The 4022-nt window shown below is 67.7% G+C and carries 3 protein-coding genes, 1 pseudogene and 1 riboswitch; all 4 genes and pseudogenes read right to left on the bottom strand.

The window, feature by feature from the left end:
* Positions 1-82 precede the first annotated feature (82 nt).
* A complete protein-coding gene (gene ahcY, locus L810_RS40405) occupies positions 83-1501 on the bottom strand; it encodes an adenosylhomocysteinase (RefSeq protein WP_021163903.1) in 1419 nt (472 codons plus the stop codon).
* A gap of 32 nt (positions 1502-1533) precedes the next feature.
* A riboswitch (S-adenosyl-L-homocysteine riboswitch) is annotated at positions 1534-1659 on the bottom strand.
* Between the two features lie 99 nt (positions 1660-1758).
* Entirely contained in the window at positions 1759-2493 is a 735-nt protein-coding gene (locus L810_RS40410) for an RNA polymerase sigma factor FliA (protein WP_006484033.1), read from the bottom strand.
* Between the two features lie 22 nt (positions 2494-2515).
* Complete coding sequence (locus tag L810_RS40415; RefSeq protein WP_021163904.1) at positions 2516-3334, bottom strand: nucleotide-binding protein; 819 nt, start codon at positions 3332-3334, stop codon at positions 2516-2518.
* Positions 3327-4022, bottom strand: a pseudogene (gene flhF, locus L810_RS40420) (flagellar biosynthesis protein FlhF); the annotation flags it as partial. The gene L810_RS40415 and the pseudogene flhF, both read right to left, overlap by 8 nt.

The raw sequence follows: 4022 nt of genomic DNA on the forward strand, positions 1-4022 counted from the left end.
CAGCCGGCGATCCCGCGCCGTGCCGCGGTACCGGGTGCGCGTCGGCGACGCGCGCACGGCACCGCGGCGGCGGCGCATCGGATCAGTAGCGGTAGTGGTTCGGCTTGAACGGGCCGTCCTTCTGCACGCCGATGTACGAAGCCTGCTCGTCGGACAGCACGGACAGGTTCGCGCCGATGCGCGCGAGGTGCAGGCGCGCAACCTTTTCATCGAGGTGCTTCGGCAGCACGTACACCTTGTTCTCGTACTCGTTGCCGCGCACGAACAGCTCGATCTGCGCGAGCGTCTGGTTCGCGAACGAGTTCGACATCACGAACGACGGGTGGCCGGTCGCGCAGCCGAGGTTCACGAGGCGGCCTTCGGCCAGCAGGATCACGCGCTTGCCGTCCGGGAAGATGATGTGGTCGACCTGCGGCTTGATGTTTTCCCACTGGTACTGGCGGGTCGACGCGACGTCGATTTCCGAGTCGAAGTGGCCGATGTTGCAGACGATCGCGTTGTGGCGCATCGCCTTCATGTGATCGTGGTTGATCACGTGGTAGTTGCCGGTGGCCGTCACGAAGATGTCGGCCTTGTCGGCCGCGTATTCCATCGTCACGACGCGGTAGCCTTCCATCGCCGCCTGCAGCGCGCAGATCGGATCGATTTCGGTAACCCACACGGTCGCGCCCAGGCCGCGCAGCGACTGCGCGCAGCCCTTGCCCACGTCGCCGTAGCCCGCGACGACCGCGACCTTGCCCGCGATCATCACGTCGGTCGCGCGCTTGATGCCGTCGACCAGCGATTCACGGCAGCCGTACAGGTTGTCGAACTTCGACTTCGTGACCGAGTCGTTCACGTTGAACGCCGGGAACGGCAGGCGGCCGTCCTTTTCCATCTGGTACAGGCGGTGCACGCCGGTCGTGGTTTCTTCGGTCACGCCCTTGATGTGCGCGAGGCGCGTCGAGTACCAGGCCGGGTCCGCGTCGAGGTGCTTCGCGATCGACTTGTACAGCGCGACTTCTTCCTCGTTGGTCGGCTTCGCGATCACCGAACGGTCTTTCTCGGCCTTCGCGCCGAGGATCAGCAGCAGCGTTGCGTCGCCGCCGTCGTCCAGGATCATGTTCGCGAATTCGCCGTTCGGCCATTCGAAGATGCGGTGCGAGAACTCCCAGTATTCGTCGAGCGATTCGCCCTTGAACGCGAACACCGGCGTGCCGGCTTCGACGATCGCGGCAGCCGCGTGATCCTGCGTCGAGAAGATGTTGCACGATGCCCAGCGGACGTCGGCGCCGAGCGCCTTCAGCGTCTCGATCAGCACACCGGTCTGGATCGTCATGTGCAGCGAACCCGCGATGCGCGCGCCCTTCAGCGGCTGCTGCGCCTTGTATTCGTCGCGGATCTGCACGAGGCCCGGCATTTCGGTCTCGGCGATGTTCAGTTCCTTGCGGCCCCAGCCGGCCAGCGCCATGTCGGCGACGACGAAATCGTTGGAGGCTTTGGAATCGATAATGGCGTTCATCACGCCCTCCTTTCTAAAAAGTTTCTAGATTGGTGACGTGAGCGCCGTTCAGGAAGCGGGGCCGGTGCGACGGTCGCGATACGCGCGCCGCACGGCTGCTTGGTGAAGCTTTCCGAGCCTGGCGGACGCAGAGGTCCGTCGCAACGCTCCTCGGAAAACGGAGGGGATTGTAGCAAATCGGCGCGCGGAATGCGCACACGGATGCAGATGCCAAACGCGCGGCGTCGACGCGCGCGGCCGTCAGGAACGGTAAAGGGTCAGGATTCCGCGCCGACCCACGCCTGTTCGCGCAGCCGCGCGCGCAGGCGCGCGACGGCCTGGCTGTGCAGCTGGCATACGCGCGATTCGCTCACTTCGAGCACCGCGCCGATCTCGCGCAGATTCAGACCCCGTTCGTAGTACAGCGACATCAGCAGCTTCTCGCGCTCCGGCAGCCGCTCGATCGCCTCGACGAGCGCTTCGCGCAGGTGCTCGTCGAGCAGTGCCGACAGCGGGTCGGCGTGGTCGACGCGGTAGCGGTCGAGGAACGGCTCGTCGTCGGCCGCGCGGTCGAAATCCTCGTAGTAGATCAGCTGGCTGCCGTGCAGGTCCTGCAGCATCCCCTGGTACTCGTCGAGCGGCATGTTCAGGTGCTGCGCGATCTCGGTCTCGCTCGCCGAGCGGCCGAGATGCTGCTCGACCTGGTGCACCGCGTGCTCGACCTCGCGCGACGTCTTGCGCAGGCTGCGCGGCAGCCAGTCGTTGCTGCGCAGCTCGTCGAGCATCGCGCCGCGGATGCGCTGCGTCGCGTAGGTCTCGAACTGCGCGCCCTGGTCTTCCTTGTAGCGGCCGGCCGCGTCCATCAGGCCGATCATGCCGGCCTGGATCAAGTCGTCGAGGTCGACGCTCGCCGGCATTTTCGCGACGAGCTGCAGCCCGAGGCGACGCACGAGCGGCGCATATTGCGCGAGCACGTCGGCCTGGGACATCTTTCCTTGAGCGTTGTACATCATGGCTCTCTCCTTCCGGTGGCGCTCATGCGGCGTGTGCCGCGCCCGCCTCATACGACGGCTTGCCGCCCGCGTGCACGGCGCGGCCCGCACCCGAACGCGGGCGCATCGGCCAGTACAGCAGGTCGGCGGCAATCTGCCGGTAGTCGCGCGCGGCGGCCGACGACGGGAACGCGTCGACCGCGGCGCGCGTCAGCTCGCGCGCATGCTCGACGAGCGGATCGGCGCTCACGCAGCCCGCGTCGTCGATCGACACCGTCAGGTAGCGGCTCGCGACGCCCGCGAGGTTGTCGAACGCGACCTTCGCATCCGCGTGGCTGCCGACGTGATTGGTCAGCACGCGGAACTGCGCGAGCGCGTGCGCGAAATGCAGCCGCTTCATGCACGCGTATGCCTCGGTGATCGCCTGCGCGGCGACCCGCGTGACGACCAGCACGTCGTGCGCTTCGCGGGCCAGCGCCGAGAACGAACCGTCGGCGCCGAGCTGCGCGTCGACGAGGACGATGTCGGCCGGCCCGTCGATGAAATCGCTGAGCTGCGCGTCGGTGTAGCCGGCACGCGCGAGCCGCGCGGCGGCGCACAGGCCGAAGCCGGCCGCGACCCGCGTGCGCTCGCCGTCACGCAGCCACGCGCCCGCGAGGGTCGCGCTGGCCGAATGCACGTCGGCGCGCTCGTCGACGACGAGCACGTCCTTGCCGAGCGACGCGAGCGCCGCCGCGAGGTTCACGACGGTGGACGTGCAGCCGACACCCGCCGGCCCGCCCGTCACCGCGACGATGCGCGACGCGCGCCCGGCCAGCAGGCGCCGCAGCCCTTCGGCCTGGTCGATGATTCGTTTATCCAAATCGCACCTCGTGCAGCTCGGCGGTGGAACGTGCGGTCAGTGCGGAAAGCAGCGTCGGCATGTCCTCGTCTTGCGGCACGAAGGGCGAGCCGTCGCGCGGCACACAGAACGCGCTCTTCAGCAGGAATCGGGTCGATGCGACGTACAGGTTCTCCGGCACCTTCTGGCCGGTCGACACGTAGTGGATCGGCAGCTTGTAGCGGATCACCGTGTCGAGCACGCCGCCGAGGTGGGTCGCCTCGTCGAGCTTCGTGAGGATGCAGCCGGCCAGGTCCGGGGATGCCGCCTGCGGATGCTCGCCCGCGCTGCGGTACGCCTGCACGACTTCGTTGAGCGTGTCGCCATGGCTCGTCGCGTTGAGCAGAAGCAGGCGCTGCACCGGCGCGTTCGCGCCGTGCAGCATCGCGATCTGGTCGGATACCGCGCGGTCGCGCTGGCTCATGCCGATCGTGTCGATCAGCACGATGTGCTTGTTGCGCAGCTCGGACAGCGCGAGCGCGAGATCGCCCGCATCCTTCACCGCGTGCACGGGCACGCCGAGGATCTTGCCGAAGATGCGCAGTTGTTCGTGGCCGCCGATCCGGTAGCTGTCGGTGGTCAGCAGCGCGACCTTGCTCGCGCCGAAGCGCATCACGCAGCGCGCGGCCAGCTTCGCGGTGGTGGTCGTCTTGCCGACGCCCGTCGGCCC

This window comes from Burkholderia sp. AU4i (assembly GCF_000466765.1).
Lineage (GTDB): Bacteria > Pseudomonadota > Gammaproteobacteria > Burkholderiales > Burkholderiaceae > Burkholderia > Burkholderia cepacia.

Excerpts from the sequence above, each read along its gene's own strand:
- ahcY (WP_021163903.1), bottom strand. The coding sequence starts at position 1,501 with ATGAACGCCATTATCGATTCCAAAGCCTCCAACGATTTCGTCGTCGCC.
- L810_RS40410 (WP_006484033.1), bottom strand. The coding sequence starts at position 2,493 with ATGATGTACAACGCTCAAGGAAAGATGTCCCAGGCCGACGTGCTCGCG.